The organism is Roseateles sp. 22389 (genome assembly GCF_052044995.1).
Classification (GTDB): Bacteria; Pseudomonadota; Gammaproteobacteria; order Burkholderiales; family Burkholderiaceae_C; genus Roseateles.
The window spans coordinates 139,811-155,913 of sequence record NZ_JBQEOF010000010.1; the positions used below are offsets into that span (position 1 = coordinate 139,811).

16 protein-coding genes are annotated in these 16,103 nt (G+C 70.3%); 5 read left to right on the forward strand and 11 right to left on the reverse strand.

All coding sequences use genetic code 11. The features are described from left to right. Positions 1–29: 29 nt before the first annotated feature. From rraA to ACTJKJ_RS15485, 4 genes are all read right to left on the reverse strand, one after another. Positions 30–566 (reverse strand): ribonuclease E activity regulator RraA, encoded by a 537-nt coding sequence (gene rraA, locus ACTJKJ_RS15470; protein ID WP_297383772.1) that lies wholly within the window; start codon positions 564–566, stop codon positions 30–32. Between the two features lie 123 nt (positions 567–689). Further along, positions 690–917 carry an RNA-binding S4 domain-containing protein gene (locus ACTJKJ_RS15475; protein WP_091732018.1) on the reverse strand — a complete coding sequence of 76 codons (228 nt, stop codon included), beginning with the start codon at positions 915–917 and terminating at the stop codon, positions 690–692. Positions 918–931: 14 nt separating this feature from the next. After that, positions 932–2,656, reverse strand: a complete 1,725-nt coding sequence (locus ACTJKJ_RS15480; RefSeq protein WP_440820987.1) for a thiamine pyrophosphate-binding protein — start codon at positions 2,654–2,656, stop codon at positions 932–934. Between the two features lie 168 nt (positions 2,657–2,824). Continuing rightward, positions 2,825–4,081, reverse strand: a complete 1,257-nt coding sequence (locus tag ACTJKJ_RS15485; protein WP_343604698.1) for an MFS transporter — start codon at positions 4,079–4,081, stop codon at positions 2,825–2,827. Between the two features lie 69 nt (positions 4,082–4,150). Between ACTJKJ_RS15485 and ACTJKJ_RS15490 the strand changes: the two genes are divergently transcribed. The 3 genes from ACTJKJ_RS15490 (at position 4,151) to ACTJKJ_RS15500 (ending at position 6,846) form a co-directional block, all read left to right on the forward strand. Next, complete coding sequence (locus ACTJKJ_RS15490) at positions 4,151–5,092, forward strand: AraC family transcriptional regulator (RefSeq protein ID WP_440820988.1); 942 nt, start codon at positions 4,151–4,153, stop codon at positions 5,090–5,092. A gap of 12 nt (positions 5,093–5,104) precedes the next feature. Beyond that, positions 5,105–6,211, forward strand: coding sequence for a quinolinate synthase NadA (gene nadA / locus ACTJKJ_RS15495; protein WP_440820989.1), 1,107 nt, complete (start codon positions 5,105–5,107; stop codon positions 6,209–6,211). 347 nt (positions 6,212–6,558) lie between these two features. Then, entirely contained in the window at positions 6,559–6,846 is a 288-nt protein-coding gene (locus ACTJKJ_RS15500; RefSeq protein WP_091731999.1) for a late competence development ComFB family protein, read from the forward strand. An 18-nt stretch (positions 6,847–6,864) separates the two neighbouring features. Here ACTJKJ_RS15500 and nadB read toward each other — a convergent pair whose 3' ends face one another. Further along, positions 6,865–8,478 (reverse strand): L-aspartate oxidase, encoded by a 1,614-nt coding sequence (nadB, locus tag ACTJKJ_RS15505; RefSeq protein WP_440820990.1) that lies wholly within the window; start codon positions 8,476–8,478, stop codon positions 6,865–6,867. Positions 8,479–8,670: 192 nt separating this feature from the next. Between nadB and ACTJKJ_RS15510 the strand changes: the two genes are divergently transcribed. Beyond that, positions 8,671–8,814, forward strand: a complete 144-nt coding sequence (locus tag ACTJKJ_RS15510) for a hypothetical protein (RefSeq protein WP_297383784.1) — start codon at positions 8,671–8,673, stop codon at positions 8,812–8,814. Positions 8,815–8,846: 32 nt separating this feature from the next. On the opposite strand, the gene ACTJKJ_RS15515 is transcribed toward ACTJKJ_RS15510, so the two are convergent. Then, entirely contained in the window at positions 8,847–9,740 is an 894-nt protein-coding gene (locus ACTJKJ_RS15515; protein WP_297383786.1) for an NAD(P)/FAD-dependent oxidoreductase, read from the reverse strand. A gap of 113 nt (positions 9,741–9,853) precedes the next feature. Here ACTJKJ_RS15515 and ACTJKJ_RS15520 point away from each other — a divergent pair, with 113 nt between their 5' ends. After that, positions 9,854–10,495, forward strand: a complete 642-nt coding sequence (locus ACTJKJ_RS15520; RefSeq protein WP_440820991.1) for a TetR/AcrR family transcriptional regulator — start codon at positions 9,854–9,856, stop codon at positions 10,493–10,495. A gap of 45 nt (positions 10,496–10,540) precedes the next feature. Here ACTJKJ_RS15520 and ACTJKJ_RS15525 read toward each other — a convergent pair whose 3' ends face one another. The 5 genes from ACTJKJ_RS15525 to ACTJKJ_RS15545 form a co-directional block, all read right to left on the reverse strand. Continuing rightward, positions 10,541–10,915, reverse strand: a complete 375-nt coding sequence (locus ACTJKJ_RS15525) for a response regulator (protein WP_091731985.1) — start codon at positions 10,913–10,915, stop codon at positions 10,541–10,543. Between the two features lie 123 nt (positions 10,916–11,038). Then, on the reverse strand, positions 11,039–11,206 hold the full coding sequence (locus ACTJKJ_RS15530; protein WP_175538442.1) for a hypothetical protein: 168 nt from the start codon (positions 11,204–11,206) through the stop codon (positions 11,039–11,041). A gap of 121 nt (positions 11,207–11,327) precedes the next feature. Further along, positions 11,328–12,755, reverse strand: a complete 1,428-nt coding sequence (locus ACTJKJ_RS15535) for an aldehyde dehydrogenase family protein (protein ID WP_297383792.1) — start codon at positions 12,753–12,755, stop codon at positions 11,328–11,330. Positions 12,756–12,866: 111 nt separating this feature from the next. Further along, the gene (gene paaZ / locus ACTJKJ_RS15540) at positions 12,867–14,921 is read right to left on the reverse strand and encodes a phenylacetic acid degradation bifunctional protein PaaZ (RefSeq protein ID WP_297383794.1); all 2,055 of its coding nucleotides are present in this window, start codon (positions 14,919–14,921) and stop codon (positions 12,867–12,869) included. Next, positions 14,918–16,075, reverse strand: coding sequence for an ABC transporter substrate-binding protein (locus tag ACTJKJ_RS15545; protein WP_440820992.1), 1,158 nt, complete (start codon positions 16,073–16,075; stop codon positions 14,918–14,920). The genes paaZ and ACTJKJ_RS15545 overlap by 4 nt, the downstream gene beginning before the upstream one ends. Between the last annotated feature and the right edge of the window lie 28 nt (positions 16,076–16,103).

Genomic DNA, 16,103 nt, shown 5'->3' on the forward strand with positions numbered 1-16,103 from the left:
TCGCTGAAGACGCCGCGGTCGCGGGTCGCTCAGCCGGCGGGATGCACCGCGCTGGGCGTGATGACGACGCCGTCCTCGTCGGCGTAGAGCCAGTCGCCTGGACGGATCCACACGCCCTCGATCTGCACCGGCAGGTCGGCGAGCCCCGGCTCGCGGCGCTCGGTGGGCATCGGAACATGGCCGAGCGCAAAGATGCCCACGGCCGCTGCGCGCAGTTCCTCGAGGTCACGTACCGCGCCATGCACCAGCACGCCGGCCCAGCCGTTCTTCGCGGCGCTGGCGGCCAGGTTCCCGCCCACCAGCGCGCGCCGCAGCGACGCGCCGCCATCGACCACCAGCACGCGGCCGGCCCCGAAGCTCTCGACGGCCGCCTTCACCGGCGTGTTGTCGTCCAGGCAGCGCACCGTCGCCACCGGCCCGGCGAAGCGCGCCTGTCCGCCGTAGCTGCGGTACAGGCTGCCGGGCAGCCAACGGGTGGCGCCACTGCTGTCCGACTTCAGCGAGTCGCAGAGGTCGCAGGTGGAGAAACGGATTGCGGCACGGCTGGAAGCGCTGGGGCTGGTCATCGGGTCACTCCTGGAAGGGTTCGATCATCGATGCGGTCATTGGGGCGATCATCGGCGCGGTCTTCAACGCCGGCTCGTCGCGGTCGTCATCAGGCGGGCGCGCAGTCTCGCTCCGGCTCAGGCTCAGGCGGGCGGCAACACCTCGACGCGCTGGCCGTTGAACTCGACCACCTGGCCGGCACGGATCTTGGCGGTCTTGCGCAGCTCGACCTGGCCGTCGACGCGGACCTGGCCCTCGGCGATGAAGTGCCGGGCCTCGCCGCCGCTGCCGGTCAGCGCGGTGGCCTTGAGCAGCTTGTCGAGTTCGATGAAGTCGCCGCGCAGGGCGAAGGGGATGGCGGATGCGGACATCCGTGCATTCTCCGTCAGTGGCCCAGGCGCTTGATCGCCGCCTCCCGGATGCTGCTGAGCGTGGCGCGGCTGGTGGAGATCTCCACCGGCAGCTTCAGGTGGAGCAGCGTCGGCACCTGCGCGGCGATGGCCGCTCTCAGCGCGGGTTCCACCTCCTCGGTGCGCGAGGCGCTGTGGGCCTGCCAGCCGTAGGCGCGGGCCAGGGCGGCGAAGTCGGGGTTGTGCAGGTCGCTGCCGCTGACGCGGCCGGGGTATTCGCGCTCCTGGTGCATGCGGATCGTGCCGTAGCTGCCGTTGTCGACGACGACGCAGATCAGCCGGCGCGCCCCGTGGGCCATGGCGGTCGACATCTCCTGGCCGGTCATCAGGAAATCGCCGTCGCCGGCGATGTTGACGACCCAGCGCTCGCGCTGCAGCAGCGCCGCGGCGACCGCCGCCGGGAAGCCGTAACCCATCGCGCCACTGGTCGGCGCGAGCTGCGTGCGGCCCCCTTGATGCAGCGCGGTGTAGCGATGGAAGCGATGCAGCCAGCCGCTGTAGTTGCCGGCGCCGTTGGTGAAGATGGTCTCGGCGGGCAGCAGGCGATCCAGCAGGTGCATCACCTCCGCCAGGTCCATCGGCCCGACCGGCAGCGCCTGCTGGTTGCGCTGGTAGTCGGCGCGCGCCTCGCGGGTCCACTCCAGCCACGGCAGCTCCGCATGGCCGCCCGGCGGCCGCAGCTGCTGCAGGGCCAGCGCGGCGCCGCTCATGCTGGCCTGGATCATCTGGTCGGCCGCGTAGACACGGCCCAGTTCCTCGGGCCCCGCATGGATGTGGACCAGTTGCTGCGCCGGGCGCGGCGCCTTCAGCAGCGTGTAGCCGCCGGTCGTCATCTCGCCCAGCCGCGGGCCGATCGCGAGGATCAGGTCGGACTCGGCGATGCGCCGGGCCAGCGCCGGATTGATGCCGATGCCGACATCGCCCGCATACAGCGGGTCGCGGTTGTCGTAGAGGTCCTGGAAGCGGAAGGCGCAGCCCACGGGCAGCTGCCAGGCCTGGGCGAAGTCCTGCAGCGCGGCGCAGGCCTGCGGCGTCCAGCCGCCGCCGCCGGCGATGACGAAGGGCCGCTGCGCCGCCTCCAGCCGCGCCTGCAGCTCGACCAGGTCGGCCGGCGCGGGCCAGGCCACGGCCGGCCTGGCGCGCGGCAGCACCGGTGCATCGGTGGGCTGCGTGAGCATGTCCTCGGGCAGCACCAGCACGACCGGTCCGGGGCGGCCCTGCATCGCGGTGTGGAAGGCGCGGGCGACGTATTCGGGCAGGCGAGCCGGGTCCTGCACCTCGCCGACCCATTTCGCCATGCCCAGCGTGCCGGGGCCCAACATCTGGCGGTAATCGACTTCCTGGAAGGCCTCGCGATCGCGCTGGTCGGAGGCGACTTGGCCGATGAACAGGATCATCGGCGTCGAGTCCTGGAAGGCCGTGTGCAGGCCGATGCTGGCATTGGTCGCGCCGGGGCCGCGCGTCACGAAGCAGATGCCGGGCCGGCCGGTCAGCTTGCCCTGCGCCTCGGCCATGAAGGCGGCGCCGCCCTCCTGCCGGCAGGCCACGAAGCGGATGCGCTCGCGATGCTCATGGAAGCCGTCGAGGACCGCGAGATAACTCTCGCCAGGAACGCCGAAGACATCGGTGATGCCTTGCTCGATCAGGGCCTCGACGAGGACGTGACCGGCGGGACGGGTGACGGTGCGGTGCTGATCCATGGCGGACCACTGTAGCGAGCAGCCCCGCCATTGCAAGCCGGCGTTCGTCCCCTGTTGCGGCGCGGCCCCGGTCAAGCCCTCGGGAGCGGCAACTATGGGTAGAACACCGCCGGGCAAGCCCCTGTTCGGGGCCAGGTCTTGCCCAGCCCTGATCAACTCAGTGGGCGATCAACCGCGGCCCTTGCGGACCAGGCTGGCCGCGCCGATGCCCAGCAGCAGCGCCAGCGAGGCGCCGAAGAAGACCGCGTTGTTCCAGTGGCGGTCCATCAGCGCGCCGAAGATCGGCGCGGCCACCGCGAAGCCGGTATCCAGCCCCGAATAGACGGTGCCGTACACGCGTCCCGTCGCGCCCGGGGGCGCGGCGCGCTTGATCAGCATGTCGCGCGACGGACCCGCCAGGCCGGTGCCGAAGCCGGCCGTCGCCGCCGCGATCAGCGCCGCCGTCGCGGGCAGCCAGCCGGTGGCGGTCAGCGCCAGCAGCGCGGCGGCGGCGAACATCGCGCCGGCGATGTTGCGCTCCAGGTTCTGCGACTTCGCCACCAGGAAGCCGCCGACGATCATCCCCGCCGCGCCCGCCAGCATGTAGCCGGTCACCACGAAGGCGGTGCTGGCCAGGCTCACGCCGTACATCGCCGACAGCGCCGGCGAGGCGAAGCTCTGGATCGCGCTCAGCGCCGAGGTCGTGAAGAAGAAGAACGAGAAGCACAGCCACACCGACGGCAGCTTCAGGAAGGCCATCGGATGCTCGTCGACCGGCGCCTTGGCCGCGCCGGCCTTCTCATGGCCCCAGGCGCCCTGGCTGTCGTCGATCGCGTCGCGCTTGAACGCCAGCAGGGCGATCACGAACAGCGCCCAGGCCGCCGTCGCGGCGTAGCCGAGCCGCCATTGGCCGGTCGCCTCGTGCATCGAGATCAGCAGCACCGGCGCCACCGCCCAGCCGAGGTTGCCGGTGATGCCGTGCACCGAGAACGCATGGCCCAGCCGCTGCTGCGACACCCGCTTGTTGAGGATGGTGAAGTCCACCGGGTGGAAGGGCGAATTGCCCAGGCCGGCGAGCGCGGCGGCCAGCGCCAGCCCGGCGAAGCCCTGCGCCGTCCCCGCCGCCAGCGAGGCCAGCACGAAGCAGCCCAGCGCGACGAACAGCACCGGCCGCGCGCCGGTCTTGTCCACCAGGAAGCCCGACAGCGCCTGCCCCACGCCGGAGATCACGAAGAAGATCGTCACCAGCAGGCCCAGCTCGGAGTAGCTCAGGCCGAATTCCCGCATGAACACCGGGAACAGCGGCGGCAGCAGCATGTGGAAGAAGTGGGAGGTGCCGTGCGCCAGGCCGATCAGGCTAATGGTCTGGATGTCTCGCTTGGCGCTCTGCGCGGGGCTCAGCGACGGGAGCGCGGCCGCGGTGGCGGTGGTGGTGGCGGAATTCATGGGCGAAATGGTGACAGGGCCTTCACGACGGAATTACGATAGCCGGCCAAGTTCTGTCGAGTTTCCGCCATGAACCCCTCCCGCCCCGCCATCGCCCCCCCTGCCCCCTCGGCGCGATCCCGTCCGTCCCCTGGGGGCAGCCCTTCGGGCGTCGTCGGAGCGGCCCGCGCGCCCCACGCGTCCCGGGCCTCCCGGGCGCCGCTGCCCGAGTCCCCCGGCCGGACCAGCCTGCCGCCGCTCGATCCCCGTCGCTACGCGCCCAGCGCCGAGCGCCCGGTGCGCGCCAAGTCGCGCAGCCTGGACGGGCACATGGACATCCAGGCGCACTTCCACACCTGGGGCCAGTTCGTCTTCTCGGTGACCGGTGTCGTGCGCGTCAGCACCGACCGCGCCACCTTCCTGGTGCCCCCCTCGCGCGGGGTCTGGATCCCGGCCGGCGTGGTCCATGCGGTGACGGCGGTCGAGCGCTGCGAGCTGCGCACGCTCTACCTGCTGAACCCGCCGGCGGACGCCACGGCCTGGGCCGCGAACCGCGTGCTGGAGGTCTCGCCGCTGCTGCGGGAACTGGCCGTGCAACTGGCCCGGGACGAGGTCGAGCCGGGCGACGCCGTCGCCGACCGCGAGGCCTGGATCGGCCAGTTGATCCTGGACGAACTGCGCCGCGCGCCGACGCTGCAGCTGGGGGTCGCGCTGCCGACCGACAAGCGCCTGCGCCGCCTGTGCGAGGCGGTGCTGGCCGAGCCCATGCGCCACGCCAGCCTGGACGACTGGGCGGCCGAGGTCGGCGCGAGCGCGCGCACCGTGTCGCGGCTGTTCCGGCAGGAGCTGGGCAGCAGCTACGCCCAGTGGCGGCAGCAGGCGCTGCTGGCCGAGGCCTTGCGCCTGGCCGCGCGTCGCAAGCCGATGCAGGTGATCGCCGCGGAGCTGGGTTATGCCAGCGCCAGCGCCTTCACCGCGATGGTCACCCGCACGGTCGGCATGCCGCCGAGCCGGTTTTTCGGTCACACCTAGAATTCCGGCCCTATGGAACAGGTTCTTTACGACTTCGCCCGCCAGGACGCGCAAGGCGCCACCTGCACCGCCCATGCCTGGGCCAAGGTGCCGGCGCCGCTGACGCCCAGCCAGCGCCAGCAACTGAAGGCCCGCGCCGCCGAACTGCTCAAGGCCAAGGGCGCCGTGCTGGTGGCGCACTACTACGTGGACGGCGACCTGCAGGACCTCGCCAGGGAGACCGGCGGCATCGTGTCCGATTCGCTGGAAATGGCCCGCTTCGGGCGCGATCATGCGGCGCGGACGCTGGTCGTGGCCGGCGTGAAGTTCATGGGCGAGAGCGCCAAGATCCTCGGCCCCGAGAAGCGCGTGCTGATGCCCGACCTGGACGCCACCTGCTCGCTGGACCTGGGCTGCCCGGCCGAGGACTTCGCGGCGTTCTGCGATGCCCACCCCGACCGCACCGTGGTCGTCTACGCCAACACCAGCGCCGCGGTGAAGGCGCGCGCGGACTGGATGGTCACCAGCTCCTGCGCGCTGGAGATCGTCAGCGAGCTTAAGGCTCGCGGGGAGAAGATCCTGTGGGCGCCGGATCGCCACCTGGGCCGCTACATCCAGGAGCAGACCGGCGCCGACATGCTGATGTGGAACGGCGCGTGCATCGTGCATGACGAGTTCAAGGGCCTGGAGCTGGAGCTGCTGCGCGAGCAGCATCCGGACGCGATGATCCTGGTCCATCCGGAGTCGCCGGCCTCGGTGGTGGCGCAGGCGGACGTGGTGGGCTCGACCTCGGCGCTGATCAAGGCGGTGGTCGAGGGCAGCGCGCGCGAGTATGTCGTCGCGACCGACAACGGCATCCTGCATGCGATGCGCCAGCTGGCGCCCGGCAAGGTGCTGATCGAGGCGCCGACGGCCGGCAACAGCGCGACCTGCAAGAGCTGCGCGCACTGCCCGTGGATGGCGATGAATGGGCTGCAGGGGCTGGTCGATTGCCTGGAGCACGGCAGCGGGGAGATCTTCGTCGACGAGCCGATCCGCTCGCAGGCGCTGGGGTGCATCGACCGCATGCTGGACTTCACCGCCCAGCTCAAGGCCCGCCAGGCGGCCGGTGCGCTGGTGCCGGGCATCGGCGCCGCCTGAGGGCGGCGGAAGACCCCTCACCCCCACCCTCTCCCCGCACGCGGGGCGAGGGAGTCATACCGCCCGCGATCATCCCCTCCCCCGCGCGCGGGGCGAGAGAGTCATACCGCCCCGGTCATCCCTTCTTTCCGCACGCGGGGTGAGAGCGTCAACCGCCCCGGTCATCCCCTCGCCCCCGAAGGGGGAGAGGGCGAGGGTGAGGGGGTCGCCGCAGGACCGCGATGCCAGCCTCACGCCCCACACGAACGAGGGGTCGCCGGGGGGCTTTTCATTTGCGCCGGAGCGCGCGATGCTGCGCTCCATCCCCGGTCATCCCGGCCAACCCGGCCACTCCGCAGGACGCGCCCATGGACTTCACCTCGCTCTACAACCACCACGAACGCGAAGTGTTCGCCGCGGTGATGGAATCCGCGCCGCAGTATCCCGAGATCCACCGCGAGCCCGAGCTGCTGGCCGATGTCGCCTGCGTCGCGCTCAACCGCCTGCCGCCGCGCTACATCCGCCATGCCGTGGACTACTCGTTCTACCTGACCGAGCAGGAACGCCACGACGTCGACGCCGCGATCAAGGAAGCGGTCGCCCATGCCTTCGAATTCGTGCAGTCGCGCAGCGCGCTGCGGGCGAGACAGCGCTAGGCCAGGCGCCCGCTCCGCTCAGCGCGTATTGCCGTTGCGCACCAGCACGGTGGGCAGGCTGGCGGGCAGCGTGCGCGGATAGTCGCGGCTGTAGTGCAGCCCGCGGCTTTCATGCCGCAGCAGGGCCGAGCGCACGATCAGCTCCGCGCAATCGACCAGGTTGCGCAGCTCCAGCAGGTCGCGGCTGACGCGGAAGTTGGCGTAGTAGTCGTCGATCTCCGCGCGCAGCAGGTCGATGCGGTGCAGCGCCCGCTGCAGCCGCTTGGTCGTGCGCACGATGCCGACGTAGTTCCACATCAGCAGCCGCAGCTCGTCCCAGTTGTGGGCGATGACCACCTGCTCGTCCGCATCCTCGACCTGACTCTCGTCCCAGGCGGGCAGCGGCGCGGGGTCGAGCTCGGGCTGCGACAGGATGTCGGAGGCGCAACCGCGGCCGAGCACGACGCACTCCAGCAGCGAGTTGCTCGCCAGCCGGTTGGCGCCGTGCAGGCCGGTGTGGGCGGTCTCGCCGACGGCATACAGGCCGGGCAGGTCGGCGCGCCCCTGCAGGTCGGACACGACGCCGCCGCAGGTGAAGTGCACCGCCGGCACAACCGGGATGGGCTGGTGGGCGATGTCGATGCCCAGCGCCAGGCAGCGTGCGTGGATGGTCGGGAAATGTTCCTTGAGGAAGGCCTCGCCCAGGTGGGTGGCGTCCAGCCAGACGTGGTCCAGGCCGTGCTTCTTCATCTCGAAGTCGATCGCGCGGGCGACGACGTCGCGCGGCGCGAGCTCCAGGCGCTCGTCATGCGCCGCCATGAAGCGGGTGCCGTCCGGCAGCTTGAGATGACCACCCTCGCCGCGCAACGCTTCGGTGATCAGGAAGCTGCGTTCCTGCGGGTGGTAGAGGCAGGTCGGGTGGAACTGGATGAACTCCATGTTGGCGATGCGGCAGCCCGCGCGCCAGGCCATGGCGATGCCGTCGCCGGTGGAGGTATCCGGATTGGTCGTGTAGCGATAGACCTTGCCGGCGCCGCCGGTGGCCATCACCACGGCGCGGGCGGCGATCGCGTCCACGCGTTGCGCGTCCATGTCGAGCGCGTAGATACCGTAGCAGCGCGACGGCTCCTCGCGCTGCACATGGCGCGAGGTGATCAGGTCCAGCGCCATCCAGCGCTGGCGCAGCTCGATGTTGGGATGGGCCGCGGCCTTGGCCAGCAGCGCGTCGTGGATGGCCTTGCCGGTCGCGTCGGCGGCATGGGCGATGCGGCGCACGGCGTGGCCGCCCTCGCGGGTCAGGTGCAGGCCCAGCGGGCCCTGCTCGTCGGGGGTGAACGGGACCCCTTGCTCGACCAGCCAGCCGACGGCGTCGGCGCTGCGTTCGGCGATGAAGCGGGCGGTCGCCTCGTCGACCAGGCCGGCGCCCGCGTCCTGCGTGTCGCGGACGTGGCTCTCGATGCTGTCGTCGGACCCGAGCACGCCGACGATGCCGCCCTGGGCCCAGGCCGTGGCGGCCTCGTTGAGCTCCCGCTTCGCCAGGACGATCACCGGCACCCGATCGGCCAAGTGCAGCGCCACGGTCAGTCCGGCCAGGCCGGCACCCACGATCACCACCGGCGTCTGCGCGGCACCGGTCGGAACAGCTGCTGTCATCGTCATCGCCCCGTCACCAGGGCGTCATCGCTTGGGAGTCGGCGATTCTACGAGCGGTCAAATCCGCTCGCGTTCCGGTCGGCTCGAGCCAGCCCCTACCGCAAACAGCGCCGGTTGGCCATGGCCTCTCCAAGTCTGGCGTCGTGTCGGCTCGAAACCTAGAGTCGACGGCTTCAACAGCGCCTTCCTCCCATGAACCACGACGCAATCATCTTCATCTGCCTGCTCGTGCTCGCCATCGTGGCCCAAAGCGTGACGCATCCGACGCCGATCTATCTGGCGGGCGTTACCGCCATCTACCTGCTTCGCAAGCTGCTGGAGCGTTGGGGCGGCTAGCGGCGGGGCAACCGGAGCCGCGCCCCCGGCGCTCAAGCCAGCAGCGACTGTTGCGCGAAGATGCCCGCCATCGCGCCCTGCGACGAAGCCTGGGTGACCGAGGGCAGGAAGGGCGTGGCCAGGTCGCCGGCGGCGTAGATGCCGGGCACGCTGGTCTGGCGGCGGTCGTCGACCTGGAGAACGATGCCGGTGGGCGTGTCGATCGTGGCGAGGCCCAGCGATTCATGCAGGCTGGCGGACGGCTTGTTGCGCGGGTGGGCAAACAGCACGTCCACCGCGACGCGGCGGTCGGCATCGAGATGAACGGCGGCGATGCGGCCCTCTTGATGGGCGATCTCGACGATCCGGCCCTCGGCGACAGGGATGCCGCGGTTGGCAAGATCGGTCCGGACCTCGGGCGGCATGTCGTGCCCGTTGGCGAAGACGGTCAACTGGTCGGTCCAGTGCTGGAAGAGCCGCGCCGACTGGTGGGACTGCGGGCTGGACCAGAGCAGGCCCCAATGCTGGCCGGCGACCTCAAAACCATCGCAGTAGGGACAGGGCACGATCGACGTGCCCCAGCAGTCCGCGAAGCCCGGAACGCTCGGCATCTGATCGGCCACGCCATAACTCAGGATCACGCGGCGTGCCCGACGGCGTTCGCCATCCCCGGTGAGGACCGAGAAATCGTCGATGGCGCCGGTGACGCTGTCCGCCCGCGCATTGACCAGCTTGACCGTCGGGTAGCGCGACAGCTGCAGCCGCGCCTCGGCCAGGATGTCCAGCGGTGACTTGTGATCGTGGCCGAGCAGGCCATGCGAATGGCCGGCGAAGCGATTGCGCGGCAGGCCGGTGTCCAGGACAGTGACCTGGCGGCGGGCGCGGCCAAGCTGCAGGGCGGCGGCGAGACCGGCAAAGCTGCCGCCGATGATGATGACGTCATCCATGGTGAGGGCTCCGTGTTGCAAGGGGAGTACGCAAGCTTGCGTAAATTATTGGACTTTCAAGTCCATTAATGTGCGGCCGCTATAGTGAACTGTCAAGTCCACTAATTGCGTCCATGCCTTCGACCCCGACTCCCGCTCCCAAGCCCCAACGCGGGCGGCCACGCGATCCGGAGCGCAGCCGACGCATCCTGGAAGCGGCGCAGAAGCACTTCAACGAGCACGGCCTGGAGCGTGCCAGCGTGGACGCGATCGCCGCGGACGCAGGCGTCTCCAAGATGACCGTCTACAACAACTTCGGCTCGAAGGAAGGGCTGTTCCAGGCGGTCGTGCGCGACCGGTCGGCGCCAGTGGTGGCGGGCGTCCCCGGCGCCGGGGCGCTGGATCCGGAGCAGCCCGAGAAGGCGTTGCTCGCGATCGGCACCCGCTTTCTCGCACTGGCCCGCGGGGACGACGCCCTGGGGGCGTTGCGCGCCATCTACGGCGTCGCGGGGGTGCAGCCGGAAGCCTGCCAGGCGTTCTACCGGGAAGGCCCGGAGCGCGTGATGGGCGAGCTGGCCACCTACCTGCGCCGAGCCCACGCGGCCGGCACGCTGAAGGTGCGGCACCCGCCTCAGGCCGCGGACCTGTTCCTGTCGATGTTCTTCGGCTCCGCGCACATGCGCGGGCTGCTGAAGCTGGAGACGCCGGAGCCCCGCGAAAACCGCGCGCTTTTGCGCGAGGCCGTGCGGGTCTTCATGGCGGCCTACGGCGCATGAGCGCCTTCATCGGCGAGGACGCCAGGACGGGGTCTGAAGACGTTCCTAGAACACCGGCTTCTCGCCGGCCAGCACCCGCAGGTCGTCGAGCAGTTGGAGCTGGTCGTGGGCCTTGTCGTAGAAGCCGTCGGCGCCATGCTTCTCGCACAGCGAGCGGTAGAAGTCCGGGTCGCGGCTGCTGAGCACCCACAGCTTGCCGGTGTAGCCACCGCGGCGCGCGCGGCTCAGCACATGCATGCCGGAGCCCACCTGCAGGTTGAGGTCGACCAGCACCACGTCCGGCTTGAGCGCCGGGATCGCCTGGACCGCGTCCTCTTCGCTATCCGCATAACCCACCACCTCGACGAAGGCCAAGCCTTCGAAGAGCCGCAGGAACTGCGTGCGAATGAACTCGGAATCCTCGACGAGCAGAACACGCATGCCCTTTTCCCTTCCCCGGTCTGAATGCTGCGACGCATTCTGGCGCGAGGCCGAATCACGCAGCGGCGTCAGGGGCGTCGAGTTCGCAACGGGTCGTATCCGGCGCGCGAGCAGCGCACCGGTTCAGACCACGACGGCGATCGCCGTGCACACGCCGCCGAAGCCGGCCGCGGAAGCGAGGAAGGTGACGTCGCGCCGCTCGCTGCCGCCCCGCCAGGCCATCAGGGCGACAAGGGCCAGGGTCCCGGTGAAGAGCAGTCCGGCGATGACAGGCGTGGTGAGGAGGTCCAAGGTCGTGAGCGGCGAGGTGGAAGGAAGGCCGCAGTGTGGGCGGCCCGTCCGTGCCACTCAAGGCCGGACTTCCTGGGCGCCGCTGCGGCTTTGCCGAAGCGACGCCCCTCCCCGCCTGGGATCAGCCGATCGTGATGGTCCTGGGTTCGAGGAAGGCTTCCAAGCCCATCACTCCGAACTCCCGTCCCTGCCCCGACAGCTTCACCCCGCCGAACGGCGCGAGCAGGTCGGGCGCCACGCGGTTGACCAGCACCGTGCCGGTCTCGATCCGCCCGGCCACGCGGCGGGCCCGCGCTTCATCGGCCGAGAACACATAGCCCTGGAGACCGTAGGGCGAGTCGTTGGCGATCGCGATCGCCTGCTCCTCCGAGTCCACCGGCAGGATGGACAGCACCGGCCCGAAGATCTCCTCGCGCGCGATGTCCATGTCGTTGCGCACGTCGGTGAAGACGGTAGGTCGCACGAACCAGCCGCGCGCCAGTCCCTCGGGGCGACCTTCGCCACCGACCACCAGGGTGGCGCCCTGTTCCTGGCCGCGCCGGATGTAGCGCTGGATGCGCTCGAACTGGGTACGGCTGACCATCGGGCCGATCGCCGTCGCCGGATCGCGCGGATCGCCGACGCGCATCGTCGCGACCGCGGTCCGCACCTGCTCGACGACCTCGGCCAGCCGCGCGCGCGGCACCAGCAGCCGCGTGCCGGCGACGCAGGCCTGCCCGCTGTTCATGAAGGCCGCGCCCAGGGCCAGCGGCACGGCGACGCGCAGGTCGGCATCGTCGAGCAGCAGCGAGGCCGACTTGCCGGTGAGCGCCAGGCTCACCCGCTTCATCGACTCCACCGCGGCGCGCGCGATCAACTGGCCGGTCGGCGTCGAGCCGGTGAAGGACAGCTTGGCCACGCCGGGATGGGTGCCGATCTCGGCGCCCACGTCCGCGCCGCGGCCGGTCACGACGTTGACGACGCCCGGCGGCAGCGCCGCGTCATGGATCGCGCGGGTGATCACCAGCGCCTGCCAGGGGCTCAGCTCGCTGGGCTTGATCACCGTCGCGCAGCCCGCGGCGATGGCCGCGGCGAGCTTGCTGGCGATCGTCCCCGCGGCGGCATTCCACGGCGCGAAGAGCCCCGACACGCCGACCGGCCGCATCTGCAGGATCGACACGCCGTCCACGCCCACGGGCCGCTCGAAGACATAACTCGACAGCGTGCGGGCGGCGTCGCCGAAGCACTGCGACGCGTAGCTGGCCACCCATTGGGACCGCGCCACCGGGCCGCCGTACTCGAGGATGGAGGACTCGCGCAGCGCATCGGCATTCGCGAGCATCGCGACCTGCAGCCGCTCCAGCATGGCCACGCGGTCCGCCACCGCGGTGCGGCCGAAGTCGGGCTGCGCGCGGACGGCGGCCTCGATCGCGCGGCGCGCGTCCTCGCGACTGGCCATGCGCGCGCGGCCGATCACCGTCTCGTCCGCGGGGTTGACGATGTCGACCTCTTCCTCGCCGGTGGCGGGGAGGAAACGGCCGTCGATGTAGGTCTGGTCGACGTGGATCATGGCGAACGGCCTGGCGGCCTCAAGCTGCGATGCGCTCAATGTAGGAAGCGATCGGCCGCTTGATAAGCCATACGAAGGTTGCGACCGCGCCGCCGGATCCGGCGGCCGGGTTCAGGCCTTCTTGGCGACCAGCGTCAGGATGTCGTAGCTCGCGACGAGCTCGCCGCGCTGGTTGGTCACCTGCACGTCCCACGCCACCACGCCTTGCGGCGGCTGGTCCGGGCGATTGCCGCGGTCGATGCGGCGCTTGCAGGTCAGTCGCGCCTGGATGGTGTCGCCGATCGCCACCGGATTCACGAAGCGCAGCGTGTCCAGCCCGTAATTCGCCAGCACCGGCCCCGGCGCCGGCGACACGAACAGCCCCGCCGCCGCCGACAGCACGAAGTAGCCGTGCGCGATGCGCTGGCCGAATTGCGTGTCCTTGGCGGCGACCTCGTCGAAGTGCATGTAGAAGTAGTCGCCGCTGATGCCGCCGAAGTTGACGATGTCCGCCTCCGACACCGTGCGCCGGTGCGTCAGCAGCGAGTCGCCGACCTGGATCTCCTCGAAGTGCTTGCGGAACGGATGGATCGCGTCCTCCGTCACCTTGCCGCCGCGCACGTACTCGCCGGTGATCGCCGTCAGCATCGTCGGCGAGGCCTGCACCGCGCAGCGCTGCAGGTAGTGCTTCACCGCCCGGATGCCGCCGAGCTCCTCGCCGCCGCCCGCGCGGCCCGGGCCGCCGTGCTTGAGCATCGGCAGCGGCGAGCCATGGCCCGTCGACTCACCGGCCGCGTCGCGGTCCAGCACCAGCAGCCGGCCGTGGAACGCAGCCGCGTGGTACACGGCCTGCGCCGCCAGCGCCGGCGTCTTCGTGATCACCGAGCCCACCAGGCTGCCACGCCCCTTGGCCGCGAGCGCCAGCGCCTCGTCGAAGTCGCCGTAGGTCATCAGCGTCGACACCGGCCCGAAGGCCTCGACGCTGTGCACCGCCTCGTTGCGCATCGCGTTGCGGCACAGCAGCAGCGTCGGCGCGAAGAAGGCGCCATCGCCAACGCCCTCGCCCACCGGCGCGAAGCCGTCGCGTTCGCCGAAGACGATCTCGTTGCCCTGCGCCAACTGCGCCAGGCGCTCAGCCACGTCGGCCTGCTGCGCCTTCGACGCCAGCGCGCCCATGCGCACGCCCTCGATGGACGGATCGCCGATCTTGATCTTCGCCAGCCGCTCGCGCAGCGCCGCGGCCACCGCATCGGCCTGCGCCGCCGGCACGATCGCGCGCCGGATCGCCGTGCACTTCTGGCCGGCCTTGGCGCTCATCTCCCGCATCACTTCCTTGACGAAGAGATCGAATTCGGGATCGCCCGGCTGCACATCCGGCGCCAGGATCGCGCAGTTCAGGCTGTCCGCCTCGGCGTTGAACGGCACCGAGCGGCGGATCAGGTTCGCATTGACGCGCAGCTGCGCCGCCGTGTCCGCCGAGCCGGTGAAGGTCACCACATCGGTCTCTTCCAGCCGGTCCAGCAGATCGCCGGACCCCCCGATAACCAGCTGCAACGCGCCGGCCGGCAGCAGGCCGGACTCCTCGATCATGCGCACGCAGGCCTCGGCAACGTAGCTCGTGGCGGTGGCCGGCTTGACGATGCAGGGCATGCCGGCGAGGAAGCTCGGCGCGAACTTCTCCAGCATTCCCCACATCGGGAAGTTGAACGCGTTGATGTGGACGGCGATCCCGCGCTTGGGCACCAGCACGTGCGTGCCCATGAACTGGCCGACCTTGCCGAGCTGCTGAGCCGGGCCTTCATGAACGATGTTGCTGGACGGCAGCTCGCGCCGGCCCATCGACGCGTACGCGAAGAGCGTGCCGAAGCCGCCCTCGATGTCGATCCACGAATCCGGCCGGGTGGCGCCGGTGTGGGCGGAGATCGCGTAGAGCGCTTCCTTGCGGTCCTGGAGATAGGTGGCCAACGCTTTGAGGATTGCCGCGCGCTGCTGGAAGTCCAGCGCGAGCAGCGCGGGCAGCGCCTGCCGTCGCGCGAAGTCGAGGCTCTCGCCGAAGTCGATCTCGTCGGCATGGGTCTGCGCCACCAGCCGTCCGTTGACGGCGCTGTGCAGGCCGCGCGCGGCGGTCGAGCCGATCCAGCGACCGGCGATCAGGCTTTGGAGGACGGGGGTGGCGCTGAGACTCATGGCTGATACTTCCAAGTTCCGTTTTCGATCTTGACCATCACGCGGGCGCGTTGATCCAGGCCCAGGTGGTCGTTGGCGGACATGGTGAACACGCCATGCGCGCCGGGCAGTTCCTTCACGCCTTCGAGCGCGTCGCGCAGCGCCGCGCGGAACTGCGGCGTGCCGGGCTGGGCCTTCTTGATCGCGTTCGGGATCGCCGCCTGCAGCAGCAGGCCCGCATCCCAGGCATGGCCGCCGAAGGTCGACACGCTGCCCTTGCCGTAGGCCTTCTCGTACTCGGTCACATAGGCCTTGGCGCTCTTCTTGGCCGGATGGTCGGCCGGCAGCTGGTCCACCACCAGCACCGGGCCGGCCGGCAGGAAGGTGCCCTCGACATCCTTGCCGCCCACGCGCAGGAAGTCGTTGTTGGCCACGCCGTGGGTCTGGTAGTACTTGCCCTGGTAGCCGCGCTCCTTGAGCGTCTTCTGCGGCAGTGCCGCCGGCGTGCCGCTGCCGCCCACCAGCACCGCGTCCGGCTTGGCCGCCATGATCTTCAGCACCTGGCCGGTCACCGAGGTGTCGGTGCGGTTGTAGCGCTCGTTGGCGACGATGCTCAGGCCCTTGCTGGCGGCGACCTTGTTGAACTCGCCGTACCAGCCCTCGCCATACGCATCGGCGAAGCCGATGTAGGCCACCGTCTTCACGCCCTGCGCCTGCATGTGGGTGGCGATGGCCAGCGCCATCATGATGTCGTTCTGCGGCGTCTTGAAGACCCACTTCTTCTTCGCGTCCATCGGCTCGACGATGCGCGCCGACGCCGCCATCGAAATCATCGGCACCTGCGCCTCCGACACCGCGTCGATCATCGCCAGCGAGTTCGGCGTCACCGTCGAGCCCACCACCACGTCGACCTTGTGCTCGGTGATCAGCTTGCGGGTGTTGGCCACCGCGGTCGTCGTGTCCGACGCGTCGTCCAGCACGATGTAGTTGACCTTCTGCCCCGCGATGGTCTTGGGCATCAGCGCGAAGGTGTTCTTCTCCGGGATGCCCAGCGAGGCCGCTGGCCCCGTCGCCGAGACCGTCACGCCGACGTTGATGTCGGCGCGGGCGGCGCCGCCCAGCGCCATCAGCGCGGTGCCGGCCACGGCCACCAGGGTCTTCTCGATGCGTGTCATGTCGTCTCCTTGGAATGTCGTTGTTCAG